At 57.9% G+C, this 19329-nt stretch carries 17 protein-coding genes and 1 pseudogene; 10 read left to right on the top strand and 8 right to left on the bottom strand.

Going from position 1 to position 19329, the window contains the following annotated elements; translation table 11 throughout:
• On the top strand, window positions 1-805 hold an 805-nt coding region (locus LEPTO7104_RS0130830), incomplete at its 5' end, for an IS1634 family transposase (RefSeq protein WP_017302426.1).
• Here the strand turns inward: LEPTO7104_RS0130830 and LEPTO7104_RS36370 are convergent.
• Both LEPTO7104_RS36370 and LEPTO7104_RS0130820 read right to left on the bottom strand, forming a co-directional pair.
• Entirely contained in the window at window positions 747-4292 is a 3546-nt protein-coding gene (locus tag LEPTO7104_RS36370; RefSeq protein ID WP_071527444.1) for a sister chromatid cohesion protein PDS5, read from the bottom strand. The two genes, LEPTO7104_RS0130830 and LEPTO7104_RS36370, sit on opposite strands and share 59 nt — an antisense overlap.
• Window positions 4293-4449: 157 nt before the next feature.
• A complete protein-coding gene (locus LEPTO7104_RS0130820; RefSeq protein ID WP_017302423.1) occupies window positions 4450-4707 on the bottom strand; it encodes a DUF4926 domain-containing protein in 258 nt (85 codons plus the stop codon).
• 166 nt (window positions 4708-4873) lie between these two features.
• Here LEPTO7104_RS0130820 and LEPTO7104_RS39095 point away from each other — a divergent pair, with 166 nt between their 5' ends.
• Both LEPTO7104_RS39095 and LEPTO7104_RS0130815 read left to right on the top strand, forming a co-directional pair.
• Window positions 4874-5359 (top strand): REP-associated tyrosine transposase, encoded by a 486-nt coding sequence (locus tag LEPTO7104_RS39095; RefSeq protein WP_071527443.1) that lies wholly within the window; start codon window positions 4874-4876, stop codon window positions 5357-5359.
• A gap of 219 nt (window positions 5360-5578) precedes the next feature.
• Window positions 5579-8221 carry a DEAD/DEAH box helicase gene (locus LEPTO7104_RS0130815; RefSeq protein WP_017302422.1) on the top strand — a complete coding sequence of 881 codons (2643 nt, stop codon included), beginning with the start codon at window positions 5579-5581 and terminating at the stop codon, window positions 8219-8221.
• On the opposite strand, the gene LEPTO7104_RS43990 is transcribed toward LEPTO7104_RS0130815, so the two are convergent.
• Entirely contained in the window at window positions 8137-8430 is a 294-nt protein-coding gene (locus LEPTO7104_RS43990; RefSeq protein ID WP_264308845.1) for a DUF4058 family protein, read from the bottom strand. The genes LEPTO7104_RS0130815 and LEPTO7104_RS43990 overlap by 85 nt on opposite strands.
• 316 nt (window positions 8431-8746) lie before the next feature.
• Here LEPTO7104_RS43990 and LEPTO7104_RS0130805 point away from each other — a divergent pair, with 316 nt between their 5' ends.
• The 4 genes from LEPTO7104_RS0130805 to LEPTO7104_RS0130790 are packed head-to-tail and all read left to right on the top strand — an operon-like array spanning window position 8747 to window position 13968.
• Window positions 8747-9913 (top strand): glycosyltransferase, encoded by a 1167-nt coding sequence (locus tag LEPTO7104_RS0130805; protein WP_017302420.1) that lies wholly within the window; start codon window positions 8747-8749, stop codon window positions 9911-9913.
• A 10-nt stretch (window positions 9914-9923) separates the two neighbouring features.
• The gene (locus tag LEPTO7104_RS0130800; RefSeq protein ID WP_017302419.1) at window positions 9924-11732 is read left to right on the top strand and encodes an ABC transporter ATP-binding protein; all 1809 of its coding nucleotides are present in this window, start codon (window positions 9924-9926) and stop codon (window positions 11730-11732) included.
• A complete protein-coding gene (locus LEPTO7104_RS0130795; RefSeq protein WP_017302418.1) occupies window positions 11729-12964 on the top strand; it encodes a glycosyltransferase in 1236 nt (411 codons plus the stop codon). The genes LEPTO7104_RS0130800 and LEPTO7104_RS0130795 overlap by 4 nt, the downstream gene beginning before the upstream one ends.
• 2 nt (window positions 12965-12966) lie before the next feature.
• Entirely contained in the window at window positions 12967-13968 is a 1002-nt protein-coding gene (locus LEPTO7104_RS0130790) for a glycosyltransferase family 10 domain-containing protein (protein WP_017302417.1), read from the top strand.
• Here LEPTO7104_RS0130790 and LEPTO7104_RS0130785 read toward each other — a convergent pair.
• Window positions 13965-14300: a XisI protein gene (locus LEPTO7104_RS0130785; protein ID WP_017302416.1), complete on the bottom strand. Its 336-nt coding sequence runs from the start codon at window positions 14298-14300 to the stop codon at window positions 13965-13967. The two genes, LEPTO7104_RS0130790 and LEPTO7104_RS0130785, sit on opposite strands and share 4 nt — an antisense overlap.
• Window positions 14288-14704, bottom strand: coding sequence for a XisH family protein (locus tag LEPTO7104_RS0130780; protein WP_017302415.1), 417 nt, complete (start codon window positions 14702-14704; stop codon window positions 14288-14290). Before LEPTO7104_RS0130780 ends, LEPTO7104_RS0130785 begins: the two co-directional genes overlap by 13 nt.
• Before the next feature lie 289 nt (window positions 14705-14993).
• Between LEPTO7104_RS0130780 and LEPTO7104_RS0130775 the strand changes: the two genes are divergently transcribed.
• The 3 genes from LEPTO7104_RS0130775 to LEPTO7104_RS0130765 all read left to right on the top strand — a co-directional run bounded on the left by LEPTO7104_RS0130775 (window position 14994) and on the right by LEPTO7104_RS0130765 (window position 17252).
• Complete coding sequence (locus tag LEPTO7104_RS0130775) at window positions 14994-15983, top strand: Npun_R2821/Npun_R2822 family protein (RefSeq protein ID WP_017302414.1); 990 nt, start codon at window positions 14994-14996, stop codon at window positions 15981-15983.
• Window positions 15984-15991: 8 nt separating this feature from the next.
• Complete coding sequence (locus LEPTO7104_RS0130770) at window positions 15992-16921, top strand: Npun_R2821/Npun_R2822 family protein (RefSeq protein WP_017302413.1); 930 nt, start codon at window positions 15992-15994, stop codon at window positions 16919-16921.
• Between the two features lie 73 nt (window positions 16922-16994).
• Window positions 16995-17252, top strand: coding sequence for a type II toxin-antitoxin system VapB family antitoxin (locus LEPTO7104_RS0130765; protein WP_017302412.1), 258 nt, complete (start codon window positions 16995-16997; stop codon window positions 17250-17252).
• Between the two features lie 42 nt (window positions 17253-17294).
• Here LEPTO7104_RS0130765 and LEPTO7104_RS36365 read toward each other — a convergent pair whose 3' ends face one another.
• From LEPTO7104_RS36365 to LEPTO7104_RS36360, 3 genes and pseudogenes are all read right to left on the bottom strand, one after another.
• Window positions 17295-17759 (bottom strand): type III secretion system chaperone family protein, encoded by a 465-nt coding sequence (locus LEPTO7104_RS36365; protein WP_017302411.1) that lies wholly within the window; start codon window positions 17757-17759, stop codon window positions 17295-17297.
• Between the two features lie 364 nt (window positions 17760-18123).
• Window positions 18124-18834, bottom strand: coding sequence for a deoxyribonuclease V (gene nfi, locus LEPTO7104_RS0130755; RefSeq protein ID WP_017302410.1), 711 nt, complete (start codon window positions 18832-18834; stop codon window positions 18124-18126).
• Between the two features lie 64 nt (window positions 18835-18898).
• Window positions 18899-19264: pseudogene (locus LEPTO7104_RS36360) on the bottom strand (transposase); the annotation flags it as partial.
• Window positions 19265-19329: the final 65 nt, after the last annotated feature.

Here is a 19329-nt window from a genome sequence, read left to right as displayed (position 1 = left end):
GTACTCCTTGGCTTATGCTCAATCCGCCCAGCAGGCCTTCCAAGCTCGACTTGAGCACGCCCAGACGGCCTTAGCGGCGCTCAATCAATCGGGGCGCGGCCAGAAAGCCTTTCCCGATGAGGTCGCCTTAGCGCAAGCCGCCGAGGCGATTCTCACCCGCTACCGGGTCAAGGCCTACGTTCAACTCACCTACTCACAACAGGTGGAGCAACACGCTGTGCGTCGCTACCGGGACCGCCCGGCTCGGATGGTGGAGCACCGTCGATTCCAGGTGAATGGCACCCTAGAAACTGAGGCCATCAACCAGCAGATGCAAACCTTGGGCTGGCGGGTCTATGTCACCAATCATCCCGCAGCGGCATTATCGTTGCCTCAAGCCGTGACGGTCTACCGCCAAGAATATCTGGTGGAGCACAGCTTTAGCCGACTCAAAGGGCATCCCCTCTCCCTCTCCCCGATGTACTTACAGCGTGAAGACCATATCAAGGGATTAATTCGCTTACTCTCGATGGGGTTGCGGCTGTTAACGCTGGTGGAGTTTCAGATGCGTCAAGCCTTAGCTGGTCACCAAGAAACCCTCTCAGGGCTATATATCGGTAATCCCAAGCGGGCGACGGCACGTCCGACAGCCGAATTACTGTTGGCCAGTTTTCGCGACATTACTCTAGTCATGGTGAATGCACGAGGGCAGACCTATGCCCATCTGACGGAGCTGACGCCTTTACAGCAGCAGATCTTAAAGGCTCTCAACTTCCCGGTAAGTATTTACACCCTGCTGGGGCCCGTATCTGACGAACCACCTTAGAAATGAGCGAACCGGGAGTACCCAGTTGGCCTAAGGCAGATGCGGCACTAGAGCGGACGTTGATGTTGTCATCGCTAAAGCAGTCAATCAACGCTGTAACCACCTCGGGAGAAGCCTGAGCTAGCTTGCCTAAGTCCTCTGCGGCCCTATAGCGGACGAACCACGATTTGTCATCGCTGAGGCAGTTAATCAACACTGTCACTACCTCAAGAGAGGCCTGAGCGAGTCGGCCTAAGGCAGATGCGGCCCTCAAGCGGACATCACTGTCGTCATCGCTGAGGCAGTTAATCAATGCTGTCACCACCTCGGGAGAAGCCTGAGCGAGTTGGCCCAAGGCAGATGCGGCACTGGAGCGAACGTCGCTGCCGTCATCGCTGAGGCAGTTAATCAATGCTGTCACCACCTCGGGAGAGGCCTGAGCGAGTTGGCCTAAGCCCTCTACAGCACTAGAGCGGACGTCGCTGTCGTCATCGCTGAGGCAGTTAATCAACGCTGTCACCACCTCGGGGGAGGCCTGAGCGAGTCGGCCTAAAGCATATGCGGCAGTATAGCGGACGCCGCCGTGGTCATCGCTGAGGCAGTTAATCAATGCTGTCACCACCTCGAGAGAGGCCTGAGCGAGTCGGCCTAAGGCAGATGCGGCCCTCAAGCGGACGTCGCTGTCGTCATCACTGAGGCAGTTAATCAATGCTGTCACCACCTCGGGAGAGGCCTGAGCGAGTTGGCCCAAGGCAGATGCGGCCCTAGAGCGGACGTTGCTGTCATCATCGCTGAGGTAGTTAATCAACGTCGTCAGTACCTCGGGGGGAGCCTGAGCGAGTTGGCCTAAGGCAGATACGGCCCTAAAGCGGACGTCGCTGTCGTCATCGCTGAGGCAGTTAATCAACGCTGTCACCACCTCGGGGGGGGGAGCCTGAGCGAGTTGACTTAAAGCAGATGCGGAACTGGAGCGGACGTTGCTATCTTCATCACTGAGGCAGTTAATCAACGCTGTCACCACCTCGGAGGAGACCTGAGCGAGTTTGCCCAAGGCAGACGAGGCACTAGAGCGGACGTTGCTATCTTCATCACTGAGGCAGTCAATCAACGCTACCACCACCCCGGAAGAGGTCTGAGCAAATTGACCTAAGCTCTCTGCGGCCTTATAGCGGACGAACCATTCGTCATCGCTGAACAGAGAAACCAATGCGGCGGTTGCTAAGGCTGTTTGGCCTAGGGCAAACCGAAGCTGCTGTAGCTGGATAGGGTCAATTTTGCTATGTTGCGCCTCTAAACACTGCAAGGCCAGGTCTTGAAACGTGGTCTCGCCCAAGTTACGCAAGCATTTAGTGGCCTGCTGTTGCAGCCGCGAAGCAACCAGGGGCGATTCTGTTGCCACAAACTCCACCACGGGATCGAGAATGCGCTCAAGCAGTAGGGTATCGGTAAGCTCTACGTTCTCGGCCAGACAGGAGGCTGCAAAAAGGAGGTTGCGGTGCAGCCACTGCTCGTAAGGGGCAGGATGATCCAAGATTTGCTGAATGATTGTGGCCACCCGTTTTTTAGGCTGCTGAGCAATCAGCAGCAGCAGCACCTCTTCCCAGTGGGGTTCGTGCAGGTGCTCACGAATCGGCGTAAGAATCAGCTCCAGGTCATATTCCTCATCAGCCCGATGCTTAATCTCTTGAGCACAGAGATATTCCTGAAAGGTCTTGTGGACAAAGGCATAGCAGTCTTGGCCCTGCTCGTTTAGCAAGCCAGTACGCTCGCGAATGTGGTCTAAAAATCTTTGGGCCTCGGCCTCGGCCTGATAGCGCTTGATACTTGCTTCCTCAGCAATGAAACGGCCTAACTGATGTATCAGCTCTTCACGGTCAATTAGCGTGCCGCCCTCAGCATCGCCAGTACTGCCGTAGCTATGAATCCAGTAAGCTAGCTGCTCCATAATGCGGCGCACGGCATCGCGCTTGATGTATTCCAGCGGCCACTTATAGCCCGTCTCTTTGTTGGCATCCCAGTTGGTCAGCAGGGTTTCCACAGCTCGGTTATAGAGCTGATGGCGATCGCGGGGCAGATAGGCTTCATAGCGATGAATTAGAGCAATGATCGTCAGCAGCAGCGGATTTTTGGCTAGTACTTGAATGCGATCGCGCTCCGACAAAGCTTGCTTCAGAGTTTGCTGCCGCCGCTGCGATTCCTCGCGATCCTGAAAGCGGTTGTCGTACCAGTTCTGAATAAACTGGTCAATCTTTTTCTGGTCAAACGGTTGCAAGTCGTAGTGGGGAAACTCTTCCGTGCGGAAGTAGGCTTGCTTATAACCAGCCGGGCGCGATGTAATGATGGCCGGGTTGTGTCGATAGGTATCGTGTTGTAAAAAGCATTCGATCTGGTTGACGACCTCATCCCGCCGCGATTCGCTGGCTACCTCATCCAGACCATCCAGCAGAATCAGCGCCTTGCCCGCCTCCAGCCAGTGTTCAAAGAAGCCTGTCGGCAAGTTCCTCACGTTGAGCTTATCCGTGGTGAACCAGCGCACGTAGTCCAGTAGATTCGTATGGGTAGACCGCACCCAATCGCGAATGCGCACCAAAATCGGCAGGTGATCACCTGCCAAACCCAGATTGACGGGCGTTTCTTCGATAGCAGAGGCCACAGCAAAATAGCTCATCAGCGTAGTTTTGCCTGAGCCCGGTGCTCCTAGCAGCACACACCTATGGAAGGGACTCTGCTTTAGCAATGCTTCTGCCGAGAAGGTCTTACCCTCCTGTTTGAGTAAAAAAGTTAGCTGGCGTTGCTCTGCCAGCAATCTTTTAGACCGTCGGGCGTTCAATAGAGATTCATATTCATATTCACCTAATGCAAGGGAAAGTAATTCCTCAGATGTATATATATTCCTGAATGATTTTCCAGATGCCTCCGTAGCATCTGGCTTACGCTGCTTCACATCTGGCATGACAAAAATTTGCAGCAGCTTCTCCGACTTAGTATCCTCCTGCCCAGCGACAGAGATGCCGAGAAACTTCACATCGTCATACCAGTGAGCGAGCTGTTGCAGGTAGCGCTGCCGGGCAACCTCGTATTTCGTGAAAAGCGCTGTCTTTTCAATATAGGTAGCGCTAAAAATCTGCACCCACTGAAGCAAGCTTGCAGTCGTCAGCTCAACCCCCTCATCCCCAGCGACCCGCTCAAGATAAGCCTGCAACAGCCCTACATCTGGCTCACCTTTACCCACCAGCGGACGCTGAAGCTGCTCTACCACACCAGCATTGGCAAACACCTGCTCCAAAAACTGTCGCTTCTGCTTGTCATCACAGCGCTTAAACAGCAGAGCCGGAACCTCCAGCGACTGTTCCCATACCCTCACTGCCTCCAATCCGGCCTTAATTGCCTGCTCAACATCTGTCTTTTGCAGCGTCGTCTGCGCTTGATCTGTTGCCAGCGTCCAGACAGTATCAGCGGCTTTACCCAGCGCCCAGGTAGCAACCGGGGTGAGAAGCTCAACAACCATAGTTATGTCAGTCACTTGAGGGCTCGCCCGCCATTATGGCAAGACAAAGACCTAAGCGGCCAAAATTCCTCTTGACTTAAAAGACAGTCACTCCCCTTTAGGGGTTTTGAGACAGTAGGTGTGGGCACTGCCACCCCTACTGCTGGGATCTCAGGCTCTATGCCGCAGTGAACTGATAGTGCAGCGGCAGCAGTTCCGACTCCACTAAATACGCCATCGCATATTCCCGCCCTTCCAAGTCAGCAAACTCCACCAGATAGTGCTTTCTCTCACCCTGGTCAACCACGTCCACCACCGTACCCACCTGCCCCCGCGCCAGCTGCTCAGCAGACTCTTCCATCGGCTCTACTAGCGTCAGCCGAGCTACATTAATGGGGTTCAACGTTGCCACCGAGTCAAATAAAACAAGCGCCATGTTTGCCCTACCTGATAAACGCCGAGATCAACTGTGGAGCTGCTGACTCTGATGGTAGACAGGACCGTAGGGTGCATTCGCGCAGCAATGCACCGCTAAAGCCCCGACAACTCAAACATCTCAACCACAACCGGGCATCCTAAACAAAATTCCTCGCTTCACCCCAATGCCCAATTACCGACGATTGTACCGATCCGGCGGTAGCTACTTCTTCACCCACGTCACTTACCAAAGGTATCCCTGGCTTTGCACCGATCTTGGCCGACATGCCCTGCGAGAAGCTATTGTTGCCGTGCGACAAAAATATCCCTTTGCGATCGATGCCTTTGTGCTACTACCCGATCATTTCCACTGCATTTTGACACTGCCAAAGTCTGATGCCGACTATGCAAAACGCTGGCGGTTGATCAAGCTTATGGTGACAAAGGCCTGCGGGAAAGAGTTGGCGCTGCCTTCGGAGAAAAGTACATCGGGAGAGCGCCGGGGGGAGGGAAATCTATGGCAGCGCCGCTATTGGGAGCATGCCATTCGAGATGAGCAGGATTTTGTGAACCATTGTGAGTACATTCATCTCAACCCGGTGAAGCATGGGTTGGTAAAGTGCCCTGTAGATTGGGCTTATTCGAGTGTCCATCGGTATTTGCGGGGGTAGCGTGGGAGGTGTGCGCGAGGGGAGTGGTGCATTGCTGCGGGTTGGCAGAGCCGCGCCTTAGCTCGAGGGGGGTGGTGCATTGCTGCGCGTTGGCAAAGCCGCGCCTTAGCGCTATGCACCCTACGATCTGCCAGAGCAAGTTCGTGCTCTTGCCTTGCGCTTGTTTCGCTCATCCCTTGGCACACTAGAATAGTGTCGACCCTATCCGGTGTCAGCCTTGTGCTAGACCTTGCCCAGCTTTTCCCCTTTCCCCTCGACGATTTTCAGCACCAGGCTGCCGCCGCCCTCGATGCCGATAAGTCGGTAGTGGTGTGCGCCCCCACCGGCTCAGGCAAAACCCTCATCGGTGAATACGCCATCCACCGGGCCATGGCCCACGGCAAGCGGGTGTTTTATACCACCCCGCTAAAGGCGCTTTCGAACCAAAAGCTGCGCGACTTTCGCGACCAGTTTGGCTACGAGAATGTCGGTTTGCTAACCGGCGATCTCTCCATCAACCGCGATGCCCCCGTGGTGGTGATGACCACCGAAATCTTTCGCAACATGCTCTACGGCACCCGCATCGGCGAAACCGGCACGACCCTGCAACAGGTCGAAGCCGTGGTGCTCGACGAGTGCCACTACATGAACGATCGCCAGCGCGGCACCGTCTGGGAAGAGTCGATTATCTACTGCCCGCCCGAGATCCAGCTGCTGGCCCTGTCGGCCACAGTCGAAAACTCGGGCCAGCTCACCGACTGGCTGCAAAAAGTCCACGGCCCCACCGAGCTAATCTACTCCGACTTTCGCCCGGTGCCGCTGGAGTTTCACTACTGTACCGGCAAGCGGCTGGTGCCCCTGCTCGACGACGCCCAAAAGGCGATCAACCCGCAGCTCAAAAAGCAGCGCGCGCCCCAGCGGCAGCCCGGTCGGCGCGGCGGCGGGCGGGTCAGTTTGGCCTTTGTGGTGGGGCAATTGCAGCAGCGCGATATGCTGCCCGCCATCTACTTTATTTTTAGCCGTCGCGGCTGCGACAAAGCCATCGATGAAGTCAGCCACCTGTCGCTGGTGAACGAAGCAGAAGCCGCCGAACTGAAGCTGCGGATTGACACCTTTTTGGCCCACAACCCGGATGCGGGCCGGGCGGGCCAGGTGGGGCCGCTGTACCGGGGCATCGCCGCCCACCACGCGGGCATTTTGCCCCTGTGGAAGGGCCTGGTGGAAGAGCTGTTTCAGGCCGGGCTGATCAAAGTGGTGTTTGCCACCGAAACCCTGGCCGCAGGCATCAACATGCCCGCCCGCACCACGGTGATCGCCAGCCTCTCCAAGCGCACCGACAGCGGCCACCGCCTGCTGACATCGTCGGAATTTTTGCAGATGGCGGGCCGAGCGGGGCGGCGCGGCATGGATCTCCAGGGCCACGTGGTCACCGTGGAAAGCCCCTTTGAAGGATCGCGGGAGGCGGTGCACCTGGCCACTTCCGGGGCCGACCCGCTGGTCAGCCAGTTTACCCCCGGCTACGGCATGGTGCTCAACCTGCTGCAAACCCACACCCTCGATGAGGCCAAAGACCTGATCGAGCGCAGCTTTGGCCAATACCTGGCCACCCTGCACCTGGTGCCCCAGCAGCAGGAGATCGATCGCCTGGAGGGAGCGATCGCCCATCAGCAGGCCCAGCTCGCCGCCTTCGATGAGGGGCTGCTGGCCGAGTACGCCAAGCTCAAAGAGCGCCTGAAGGAAGAACGCCGCCTGCTCAAAACCCTCCAGCAGCAGGCCGCCCAGGTGCTGGCCGAAGATGTGGCCAAGATGGTGCCCTTTGCGATCGCGGGCACCCTGCTCTCCCTCAAGGGCAAGCACATTCCCGTCGGTGAGCCGGTACCCGCGGTGCTGGTCACCAAGGTGCAGGGATCGGGCCAGTTTCCCTACCTGGTGTGCCTGACCAAAACCAACCAGTGGTACGTGGTCACCGCCGCCGATGTGGTCGGCCTCCACGCCGATATTCCCCGGTTGCAGGCGGTCGATACCCTGGCCCCGCCGACGGAGTTGGTGCCCAGTCCGGGAAAGCGCTGCCGGGGCGACGACCACACCGCCGCGATCGCCGCCACCATGGCCACTCCCCCCAGCCTGGAGATGCTGGCCCCCGAGGTGCAGGAGCAGCTCGATCGCATGCGCGAGGTGGAGCACACCCTGGCCACCCACCCCGCCAGCCAGTGGGAGAATACCAAGGGTCTGCTGAAGCGCCAGAAGCGGCTGCGGGATTTGGAAGAGGAACGGCGCGATCGCCAACAGAAGCTAGCCCAGTACACGGGCCGCTACTGGCAAGAATTTCTCAACATCATGGACGTGTTGAAGCACTTTGGCGGCCTCGACGACAACAAACCCACCGAGCTGGGCGAAATGGCCGCCGCCATTCGCGGCGACAACGAGCTGTGGCTGGCCCTGGCTCTGGAGTCGGGCGAGTTTGACCACCTCGATGCCGCCCAGCTGGCCGCCGCCTGCGCCGCCCTGGTCACCGAAAACTCTCGCCCCGACAGCTGGTGCCGCTACAAGCTGTCGGGCACTGTGGAAGAAGCCCTGGGGGGGCTGCACAGCCTGCGCCGCCAGCTCTACCAGCAGCAGCACCGTCGCCATATCGCCGCCCCCATCTGGATGGAGTACGATCTGGTGGGCCTGGTCGAGCAGTGGGCGCTCCAGGTCGATTGGGTCACCCTGTGCAGCAACACCAGCCTCGACGAGGGCGACATCGTTCGCATTCTGCGCCGCACGCTGGATGTGCTGTCGCAGATTCCCCACGTGCCCTACATCAGCGACGGGCTGCGCACCGCCGCCCGCGACGCCAAAGACCTGATGAACCGCTTCCCCGTCAACGAAGAGATTGGCTGACCCCTTGAGTATTGGCGCTTTCTGCCTGGGTAAGAGATTGATTCGCAGCTATCGCATCCCCTGCTGGTGCAGCCACTCCTCCAGCCACTGCTCATCTGCTGCCGCCAGAGGAGGTATGGGGCGATCGCGGTAATCAGGCGGTGGTGAAAATTAGGCCACGACTGGGGATGCTCCAGGTAGGGGTCCATTCCAGGCAGAGGGGATGGCATGGTGCAGCTAGAAGAAACGTTGGCGTAACTTCATTTAAGCGCACCCCCAGGCGATCGCATTTCTAGATACACCTGAAGGCTAGCGACGGGCCAAAGGTTAGGCTGCGACCTTAAGGATAGCGACCAAGATGGGCAAGCTAGTGAAGTGTGTTCCCGTTTTACGTAATTGTCCACTGGCCACTGCCCCCTTAATGGCTCTGTAGACTCCATGCTTGACCAATTCCCCACTGTTAGCCCCCAGCCCAAATTTAGCGCTGCTGCCCTCTCTGCCCATAGGCGAGGAGCGCGGCCCAGGGTTTCAATTTTAGTTAGCGACTTGTCGAGCAAAGGGGCCGGTCGCTGGGGCGGGGCCGTGCGTCCATTTTTGCTGGCCCAGGCGCTGCAACGCATGGGCTACCCGGTCGAAATCGTGGGGTTCTCTGCGGATTGTGAGGGGCCAGCCCCAGCGCCCCCCAGCCAGGTAAACCAGCCCGCCGCCGATATTCCCCTCAAAACCATTCCCCTGGACAGGGGCGCGATCGGTCCCCAGGCGGTGGGAGACCTCTTCCGTCAGCTCAGCGGCGATATTATCTACGCCTACAAGCTCAAGCCCAGCAGCTTTGGCTTGGCTCTGCTGCACCGGCTGCGGCACCACCGCCCGGTCATGCTCGATATCGACGACTGGGAGCTGAGCTGGCACGGGGGCGACGACTACCGCTACCGCCCCAATCCCCGACAGCTAGGACGGGATCTGCTGAAATCTGAGGGGGCGCTTCGCCACCCCGATCATCCCCTCTATTTGCGGTGGCTGGAGCGGTGGGTGGCCAGGGCCGACCGGGTGACCACCCACAACGGCTTTTTGCAGCGGCGCTTTGGCGGTGTAGTCATCCCCAACGGCAAAGATACCGAGCTGTTCAACCCCGATCGCTACGATCCCGACGCCAGCCGCGCCGCCTACGGCCTCAGTGGCTACCGGGTGCTGATGTTCCCCGGTGCGCCGCGCCCCTACAAGGGCGTGGAGGATGTGCTGATGGCGATGGATGTGCTGGATCAGCCCGACCTGAAGCTGGTGATTGTGGGGGGCAGCCCCTACGACGACTACGATCGCACCCTGCGCGATCGCTGGCCCCAGCACATTATTCACCTGGGCAAGCAGCCCTACGCCGACATGCCCAGAGTGATTGCCGCCGCCCACGTCGTGGTGGTGCCCCAGCGCCACACCCCGGCGGCCCAGGCCCAGTTTCCGCTCAAGCTCACCGACGGCATGGCGATGGCAAAACCAATTTTGGCCACGCGGGTGGGCGATATCCCCAGCATTCTGGGCAACACGGGGTATCTGGCCGAGCCAGACTCGCCGGAGGATCTGGCCAGCCAGATAGAGACTATTTTTGCCGATTTTTCCAAAGCTGAATGTTTGGGGCAAAAGGCCAGGGCGCGGTGCTGCGAGTTTTTCAGCATTGATGCCATGGCCGCCCATCTGCACGACCTTTTAGCCTGTTTATAATTCCTGAGTTATGAGTGCCAATCGTCTTTTAATCAGCGTTGCCCGGAGGTCGCCCCTGTGGTTTTTTCTATCGATTTTGTCGGGGCTGTCTGGGGCTATTTTTAACGGCATTGGCATCACGCTCATTATTCCTTTGATGCTAGATCTGCTGGGTAAAGACATCTTAAAAAACACCAGCTTTCCGCCGCTGCTCAGGTCGTTATTCTCAGTTTTTGACGGGGTGTCTGACGAATCCCGATCGCTGGGGCTGATGGCCTGCTTACTGCTGGCGCTGCTGCTCAAAAATGTCGCCAACTACGGCGGCACGGCCATCTCTAGCCTGCTGAGCCGAGACTACGTTTGCCATCTGCGGCGCGACGGCCTGCGGCTGCTGCTAGACGTCGATTTAGACTACTACGCCAACGTCCGGCTGGGCGATTTAATGAACTACCTCAACACCGAGGTTAACCGAGTCGCCACGGCGGTGCGCACCCTGGCCAGAATTGCCACCTTAATAGTGACTATTCTGGTTTTTCTAGTCATTTTAATGGCGATTTCCTGGCAGCTAACCCTGGTTTCGGCGCTGCTGATGGCAACGGTGGCCTTGGCCAACCAGGTCTCGATTAACCAGGCAAAGGGCTACGGGCAAGAGCTTTCCAACGCGGCGGCAGCGCTGTCGAATCGCCTCATTGAGGTGCTCTCAGGCATTCGCCTGGTCAAAACAACGGCCAACGAAGACCGCGAGTATGCGGTGATCAATCGCCTGGTGCAGCAGCGCGAGGAGGCAGAGTTCAGGTCGCAGCTGGTGTTTGCCAGCATTGGCCCGGTCAACGAAATGCTCAGCATTATGGCGTTTATTGCGCTGATTGTGGCGGGGCGATCGCTGTTTGCCAACCAGATGCAGACCTTTTCGTCGATTATTTTGATTTACCTGGTGGTGCTGTTTCGCATGCTGCCGTTTATTGGGCAGCTCAACAGCAGCCGCAGCCAGTTTGCCAGCAACGTAGCCAGTACCGAGCGGCTCGACGCCTTTCTCAACCGCAGCGATAAACCCTTCATGACCTCCGGGCACCGTCCCTTTTCACGGCTCAGCGAGGGCATTCGCTTTAACCACATCTCCTTTCGCTATCCCCAGGGCGAAGGCTGGGCGCTGCAAGGGGTGGACCTGACCCTGCCCAGGGGGCAAACCCTGGCCCTGGTGGGGGCTTCGGGGGCGGGGAAATCTACCCTGGCCGACCTGCTGCCCCGGTTTTACGACCCCAACTCGGGGGCGATTGAGATCGACGGCATCGATCTCAAGGCGTTTGACATTCGCTCCTTTCGCCGCCGGGTGGGGGTGGTGAGCCAGGATACGTTTTTGTTTAATGCGTCGGTAAAAGACAACATCTGCTACGGCTACCCCGAGGCCAGCGAGGCCGAGGTAATGGCGGCAGCCCAGCGGGCCAACGCCGAGGAGTTTATTCTCAAGCTGCCCCAGGGCTACGACACGCCGATCGGCGATCGCGGCGTGCTGCTCTCCGGCGGGCAGCGGCAGCGGCTGGCGATCGCCCGCGCCCTGGTGCAAAACCCCGAAATTCTGATTCTCGACGAGGCCACCAGCGCCCTCGATACCATCTCCGAGCGCCTGGTGCAGCAGGCCATCGACGAACTCAGCCAGAACCGCACCACCCTGGTGATTGCCCACCGCCTCTCGACCGTGCGCCGGGCCGACCAAATTGCGGTGCTCGACCAGGGGCGCGTGGTGGAGGTGGGCACCCACCGCGAGCTGCTGGCTAAAGGGCAGCACTACGCCAAGCTCCACGACCTCCAGTTTGCCGATCAGCCAGCGGTGATGCCATGACCCATTCCCCACGCCAAACCATTGCCGTCTGGCAGCCCTACTTTTTAGGCGGCGGGGCCGAGGCCGTGGCCCTGGGGGTGCTGGTGGCCCTGGCCGACGACTACGATGTCACCCTGTTCACCCTCATTGACGTCGATCTGGCCCACCTCAACGCCATGTACGGCACCAATCTGAGCCGCGATCGCCTCCGGGTGCGGGCCATGCTCAGCCCGGCGCTAACCCGCTTGGTCCACAGCCTGATCGCCAACCTGCCCTGGGTGCGGCTGGCGCTGATTCACTGGTCGATCCGCCGCTTTAAGGCGATCAGCTCCCGGTACGACCTGGCCATTTCCACCTACAACGCCGTTGACCTGGGGCGACCCGGCCTGCAATACATCCACTGGGTGAACGTGGTCGAGCAGCCCCGGCAAAAAGCTGGCCCGGTGATGCGGCTCATGCTGAGGCTGTCGCGGTTTTCTGAGGCTAACCTCAAAGCCAACCGCTCCCTCACCAACTCCTTCTGCACCGCCGAGGTGGTCCAGCAAACCTACGGCATCGACGCTCAGGTGGTCTATCCGCCTGTGACCACCGCCATTGCCCCCGTACCGTGGGAGCAAAAAGAAACCGCCTTTCTGTGCAGCGGGCGCGTCGTGGTAGCCAAGCAAACCCACCGCGTAATCGAAATTCTGGCGGCGGTGCGCCAGCGCGGGTTTGACGTCAAGCTGCACATCACGGGCGGCGGCGGCGGCACCTACGGCTGGGGCTACGAGCGCCGGGTGCGCCAGCTGGCGGCGGCCAACGCCGACTGGGTGACCTTCCACTGCGATCTGCCCTACGCCGACTACCTCAACGTTTTGGCCCGCTGCCGCTACGGCATTCACCACAAGCCCGAGCCCTTTGGCATTTCGGTGGCCGAAATGGTCAACGCCGGCATGATTCCCTTTGTGTACAACCGGGGCGGCCAGATCGAAATTGTCAACGCCGCCAACACCGACCTGATTTTTGATAGCGCCCAGGACGCCGTGGAAAAGATTGTGGCGGTGCTGGAGAATTGCGATCGCCAGACCACCCTGCTCAACGCCCTGGCCCAGCAAAAGTCCCTGTTCTCAACCAAACGCTTTACCCAGGAAGTCTCCGCCGCCGTAGCCAACTGCCTCTCCCCCCCACCTCCCCCATCTCCCCCATCTCCCCATCCCCCCATCTCCCCCACCAGCCTCGCTCCTATCCCCCAAACCTCCTCCCCCCACGATTGACCATGGCCCTCCCCGTTGTCGGCATGCGCTCTAGCTACGGTGGCCTCACCCAGTGCGACTGGCTGTGGAAGCAGACCCCCCAGCCCTTTGGCGTATGGGGCAGGATGCAGCTCCAGTCCCAAGACCCCCGGCCCGACTATTTACTTCTGTACCAGTTCAACTTTCACGAGCAGCTGGCCCCCAGGCCACAATCCAGAAGGCAGCGGTGGCTGAGCGCGCTGCCCTTGGCAAAACCCGAAGCCCCAGGGGATGCCCCAGGAGATGCTATGGATCGGCTACCGCCCCAGTTTCGCCACGTGCCCAAAGAGCGGATCGCCTTTTTGCTGCGCGAGCCGCCCCTGCCCGAGGTGCGATCGCAAAATCTGTTCAACTACGCCTACGCCCGAGACTACTGCGGCTACGTCTCTGGCCCCGACGACTCGGCCCCCGTGCCTGCCTACATGCCCGCCATCTGGTACGTGAATGTCTCCTTTCGCGAGCTGAACGAAGCGCCGCCCCCCGAAAAGCACGGCCCCTGTAGCTGGATCACCTCCGGCATCAACCGCACCGAGAGCCACCGCCAGCGGCTGGCCTTTCTACAGCAGCTTCAGGAGAGCGGCGTGCCCGTTGAGGTCTACGGACGTGACCTGCCCCCCGGCACCCGCACGGCGGGAGAACTCAGCAACAAATGGTCGGGCATGGCCCCCTACACCTACAACCTGGCGATCGAGAACTTTGCGGGCAACGACTGGTACGCCAGCGAAAAGCTCTGGGATGCGCTGCTGGCCTGGTGTATGCCCATCTACTATGGCGGCGGCGCGGCGGATAAACTCTTGCCCTCCGGCAGTTTTCTGCGCCTGCCCAGTTTGGATGAAAAGGGGATTGAGTACATTCGTGAGGTGACGGCGAGCCCGGATGCGTGGGTTGAGGCAAAGGATGCGATCGCCGAAGCCCGCCAGGTGATTCTCCACAAGCTCAACCTGATGAACTGGCTGTCGGAGTGGGTGGGGCAAGAGCCGCGCTAGCCCACGGCAAACTCGGTGAACTGACGCTTAAAGGGCGAGTGAAACCCCAGCACAATGTCGTGCTTCGGCACGCCGCGATCGACTAGTTCGTTGGCAATGCCACCCTCGGTGCCGTCGTGCTGTATCCAGATTTTGCCGTCTTTGATATCGACATGCAGTACGCAGCCGTAGACCCGCCGCTTGTTCGACCAGCCCACGTGGACGACTTGGTACCTGTCTCGCTGAAGGTCAAAAATCGCCTCAGCGTCAACCGCTTCGTGGTTAGCTCTGATATCGCTATATTCCTGCAACAGCTCTTGAACAAGCTGGCGGTAGTGGTTCACGTCTGCCATTGGGTAATCACCTCCTCCTCTGGATCGTAGACAATTAGATGCACACAGTAACGCTCGACCAGCAATCGTGGTAGTTCCAGCGTGAAGAAATCGCGGTAGGTATCCATCGGCACGGCCAGATAAAGCCGTCGGTCAGCTTCGACCGCCTCTAGGGCAAGCTGATATTTGAGAAACTGGCCCAGGGCGGTACTAAATTCGGTAGCGGTGGAGGGAGCCACAAAGCTTTTGACCTCAACGGCAATTTTTTCGTTGTTGCGTTCAGCAGCAAAAATGCGCTCTGCCCCGAGGTCAATGTACATCTCCAGCCCACCAAAGCGCAGAAACAGGGGATCGTCGGTAATTGTCCAGCCGTCTTTTTCGAGGGCGCGTTTGACGGCATCGTGAAACAGGTCTTTGGCAGCCATGGGCAAACCATATCCAGAGAATCGCAGCTCCAGCCCCATTCTAGAATCTGTCAACCCTACCGATTTCCTGAGGTTGCCAATACCATAGGCATCCGGGCAAGGCAAAAAATCGCGGCCCTCCTCCTCACAGAAAATTAGGTGTTTTGGCGATCCCTTACCTGGCATCAGGGGGCACGCCAAAAACCCCTTTTTTTGAAAAGAACAGGTCTCTCTTGCACTTCGGGCTGGGGAATGGGCAACTTCTCTGTAGAGCTTTGTACCAACCAACGATAGGCAGTCAGACAGCGCTATGGACGGCATTTGTACCCTCGGCAACGATCGCGTCTATGACCAAATCGTTGCCCTGATCAACAGCATCGAGGTCTTCGCCCCAGGGATGCCGGTGTGCATCTACCCCTACGACGATCGGGTGGATCGGCTGCGGGAACTGGTGCGATCGCGGCCCAATGTCACCCTCTACGAAAACGCCGCCGCCATTCAGCGATGGGATGCCTGGGTGGCGCAAATTTGGGCCACCCATCCCACGGCCCGGCAGCAGTGGGATGCGATCGGCAGTGCGGGCGTGCACCGCATGGGCACTCACCGCCGCTTCTGTGCCTTCGACGGCCCCTGCGATCGCTTCATGTATATGGATGCCGACACCCTGCTGCTGAGCGATCCGGCCCTGGTATTCAACGCGCTGAATGATTACGACTGGGTCACCTACGACTTTCAGCACAAAGACCTAAGTCACGTGTACGACGTGAATTCTGGCTGGATGGAAAAGCTGTTTCCGGCGGAGCAGGTGCAGCGGCAGGCGTTTTGTTCGGGGTTCTACGCCAGCCGTCGGGGGCTGTTTGATCCCGATCGGGGCCAAGACATCCTAAGTTGGCTGACATCTGGGGAAGCGGCGGTGCTGTACCCGATGGCCCCCGACCAGACCATTCTCAATTACCTGGTGATGCGGAACGGAGTGAACTCCTGCAACCTGGCGCTGACGCTGCCACTAGAGCAACGCACCGGCAACTCGGTCACCTCCAGCCACTTCACTATTGAGAATCATCGGGTCTACGACAAAGGCGTGCCGCTGCTGTACCTGCACTATATTGGCCTATCGTCCAAACTCTTCACCCGTCTCTGCAACGGCGAGAACATAGATTTGCCCTACCGCGACCTGTTCTTGCACTACCGCTATCTGCACAGTCCTGAGACCCGCCCGGCTCTGCTGGGCAAACTGGTAACAGCCAAGCCCCAAGGCTGGCGACGGTACCTAAAACCCCTGGCCCAGTTGCTCCCCTGAGGATTGCTATGACTTCGCGCGGCATTTACATTACAGCCAACGACAAGGTGATCGATCATGCGATCGCCTGCCTCAACAGCATTCGCGCCCACGACCCCAGCATTCCGGTGATGCTGATTCCCTACAACGACGACTACCATCAGGTGGCGGCGGTGCTGGGCCGCGACTACGGCGTGGAGGTCTACCCCGGCCTGGCCTTTATTCAGCGGTTGTCGGAAAATCTGCACGGCATCTTTGGCGAGGGATTTTTTGCCCGGCCCAACCAGTTTCGCAAGCAGGTCTGCTGGTTTGGCCCCTTCGATCGCTTTCTCTACATCGACACCGATGTGGTGGTGTTTAGCGCGATCGCCAAGGTGCTCGACTACCTCGACAACTACGACTTCATCAGCTACGACTACCAGCACCGGGGCGGCATTCGCAACGTGTTTGCCCCCGCCATTGTCGAGCAGGGGGTCTTCACCGCCGCCGAACTAGAGGATATGTTCAACTGCGGCTTTTGGGGGTCAAAAAAAGGGCTGGTCAGCGAGCAAGACCTCTACGACACCTTTGCCGAATGCGCCGCCCACCCCGACTACTTTGACTTCTCCGAAAAAACCTCCGACCAGCCGATCATCAACTACCTGATTCTCAAGCGCATGGCCCGCCGGTTTAACCTGGTGCGCCAGCCCGGTGGCGGCCCCGGCAACTGGGCTGGTAGTCCCCACTTTGTGCAGCAGGCCATGACGCTGAGCGATCCCAATGTGAACAAGCCGCTGGATTATCTCCACTGGGCGGGCTACCGCATTCAGCCGGGCTGCCCCTACTGGGATATCTGGGCCTACTACCGCTACCTGCGCGACCCCGACAGCCGCCCGGTGGAGATCCCGGCGGTAGCGCCTTCTCCCATGGAAATACTGGGTCGTAAAGCAGGCAGTCTACTAAGCCGTCTAGGGCGGTAACAGGAGCGTGTTACTGAGACTTTCCTGGAGGAAGTAAAATAGCACCATTAGTTAATCAGGGCTTCTAGTGGGCATGGATATCACCGATCCCCAAGCTCGTAGCATGGCAAAGGAACTGGCTGAACTAACTGGGCAAAGTCTGAGTGATGCGGTCAAAATGGCGCTTCAACAGGCTTTGACCAAAATCAAGGCCAGCAAAACCCCTTCGCAGCCGCGCCCCTTAGCCGATCGCCTGAATGAAATTGCGCTGCGCTGCGCTGCCCTACCTGACTATGACAATCGCAGCACAGACGAAATCTTGGGATATGACGAGCATGGTCTACCAAACTAATGGTGATTGATACTTCAGACCTATCAAGTGTCTTGCTTTTTGCTAACTATTCTCTCCACCTTCATCCTGACAAAATACATCTTTAGTCTTAATGTAGTCGTTAAAGACATTGAGATCTCGCTCAATGTTATCTAGAAAAATTGAGAAATTCCTCCTGTCATAGCCGCCTTCAAGTACAGAATCCATACACAGAAAATATCCACCTTCAGTGAAGGAAGAGACACAAGCTTTCATAAAATAAAATTGGTTATTAAGATCATTAGCGTATATATATAGTGGGATTGGATCGAGGTTAAATCTAGCAGGAAAAGCATAAGTCAACCTAGCCAAAACACCTATATCGCCTCCAAACTTAAGGATTCGAAGGTTTTCCTTTCTATGGTGCTTTGCAAAAATTGATGTCTCACCATCTTCTTCAACAAGGTATCCAATAAATTCAAGATGATTCTTGTACCTATCTAATACATGGGACACTTGAATCTCAGTGTTGCTATCGATTTCAGACATTTCCTTCTCCTACCTATGTGAATTTCTCAAAAGTTAAAACAAGTATTTTTTGATCCGCTGTGATGGGCATTGTTCAGATTTATCGCTTGTAAGTATATACAAAATATACAAAGCCAGGCACTCTGCATCTCACGCTACCCTTCTATGGGTCTATTAAATGCATTTGCAGACCAAAAAACTCGCATAATAAATAATAAGAGTCGCGTTTTGAAGCACCTACTACGCTTTCTATAATGCCCAAGTATTATCAATTTCTCATCTTGCTTCAACAAATTTTCATCTCTCCCCTAATGTAATGCCCAATTTCTTTGCAATTACTTTAGCTAAATAGTTGTAGTTTCTTGAAATTTCTTTAAGAAGAAAATTAAAACAATCGCCCCTGCTGCACTTCCCCTAGCGCCGATCGCGCTGTACCGGAAGACGCCAGGCGATCGGCATAGCGGGTAGTCTCAGGCAGGCGATATTTGGTCGTGCATCGCAGCACCAGGTCGATCGCGGTTTCCAGCGTAGTGTAGTGACCCGGTGAAATGTACAGCGGTTTGGTGTTGGCTCGGTTGCGCAGTACGGCTCCAATCCTCTCTCCGCGATCGCTCAGCGGTACCCAGGCCCCTTTTTCGGTCGGCACCTCGGTGTGGGTGCCCACCAGGCGCGACTTGGCCACGCCAACCGTGGGGCGATCGCACAACAACCCCAAATGCGACGCAATCCCCAGCCGCCGGGGGTGCGCTATACCCTGACCATCGCAGAGAATCACATCCGGCTCGGTTTTGAGCTGGGCCAGGGCCGCCAGCACCGCAGGCACCTCCCGAAACGACAGCAGCCCCGGCACGTAGGGAAAGACGGTCGGCTGCCGCACCAGCACCTCATCCACTGGGGCCAGGTCGGGATACGACAGTACCACCACGGCGGCGCGAGTGGTGGTGCCCTCGTCCTCAAACCCCGCATCTACCCCGGCGACGTAGCGAATGGGGTCGGGCAGGCGGTCTTCAAGCAAGATCTGGGGCGCGAGGGCTTGCTGAAGGGCGATCGCCTCGGCGGGCGTCGTCGGCCATTGCTCTGGAAACTGAATCTGCATGGGCTAAATCGAGGAATTTCTAACGCCGTAGCCTCTACCTTGCCGCCAATGCCATAGTATCGGCATCATAGCCAACGGCCTCATGCACCATTGCCGCGCTTTTCACGCTCTGGCTATCGATGACGGCCTCGGAGGGCTGGCGATGCCGGTCTTGCTCAAGGCGAGTCCACTCGCGTAAGTGGTCATGAATGACGACCCACGTACCGTCCTTGCGCCAGGCCCGGAAGGAAGTGTACACCATGTGCCATGACGGAAAGTCTCCTGGCAAGGCTCGCCAACGACACCTTTTTACCAGGAGATAAATCATGGCATTGAACACCTCCCACAGATCCACGCTGCGAAATCGTCCGCCTAGTTTGGCATCAGGCAGTAAGATACCCAGCAACTCGTATTGCGAACAAGTTAAGTTGCTGGGGTAGTCTTTACCCATTGTCTCACTCCGGCGTTGCTGACTTCTATCTGCAACTTACACAGAGTGAGCTTTTTTACCCATTG

Source organism: Nodosilinea nodulosa PCC 7104 (genome assembly GCF_000309385.1).
Taxonomy (GTDB): Bacteria; Cyanobacteriota; Cyanobacteriia; order Phormidesmidales; family Phormidesmidaceae; genus Nodosilinea; species Nodosilinea nodulosa.
The sequence above is the reverse complement of the archived record's forward strand: the minus strand, read 5'-3'. Positions and strand labels throughout refer to the sequence as shown.